The sequence below is a fragment of the Acinetobacter sp. 129952 genome, from assembly GCF_056642055.1.
The window spans coordinates 1-879 of the sequence record NZ_JBWVSU010000036.1; the positions used below are offsets into that span (position 1 = coordinate 1).

An 879-nucleotide genomic window follows, 5' to 3' on the forward strand; every position below is an offset into this window, starting at 1 on the left:
CGGCTCCCACTGCTTGTATGCATGCGGTTTCAGGATCTATTTCACTCCCCTCACAGGGGTTCTTTTCGCCTTTCCCTCACGGTACTGGTTCACTATCGGTCAGTCAGGAGTATTTAGCCTTGGAGGATGGTCCCCCCATATTCAGACAAGGTTTCACGTGCCTCGCCCTACTCGACATCATCATATAAGCCCTTTCGTGTACAGGACTATCACCGTCTACGGTCGCACTTCCCAGAGCGTTCCACTAGAACTTATATGACTTAATGGGCTCTTCCCCTTTCGCTCGCCGCTACTGAGGGAATCTCAATTGATTTCTTTTCCTAAGGGTACTGAGATGTTTCACTTCCCCTCGTTCGCCTTGCAACACTATGTATTCATGTTGCAATACCTACCTTATGGTAAGTGGGTTTCCCCATTCAGACATCTCCGGATCACAGGATATTTGCCGCCTCCCCGGAGCTTTTCGCAGGCTATCACGTCTTTCATCGCCTCTGACTGCCAAGGCATCCACCACATGCACTTAATTACTTGACTATACAACCCCAAACAGTCGTTTATCCTTACAAGTAGGATAAGCAACAGAGTTCGTCTTGCGACTTACTCATACAGTTGGCGTTTCGTAGATTTAACTACTGTACAGCTTCAATTAGATTCATATACCAAAACGCTTGATTCAGTTAATTTCGCTAGAACTCATTTCTTGTAGTTGCCTACTTGAAACGAGTTTGAACAAATTATTTCAACTCAAATATATTCTGTTAATGATTTTTCCAGCCTTCGTCAGGTCAGGAAACTGTGATAAATCACAGAGATTATCAAGTCCGCGTATCATAACGCTTGTACTTGTTAATCTCTAGGATCTAAACACTTGATCGCTTA

1 rRNA gene is annotated in these 879 nt (G+C 44.4%); it reads right to left on the reverse strand.

The window, feature by feature from the left end:
* Positions 1 to 534 (reverse strand): 23S ribosomal RNA (locus AC1IR0_RS15605); the annotation flags it as partial.
* Between the last annotated feature and the right edge of the window lie 345 nt (positions 535 to 879).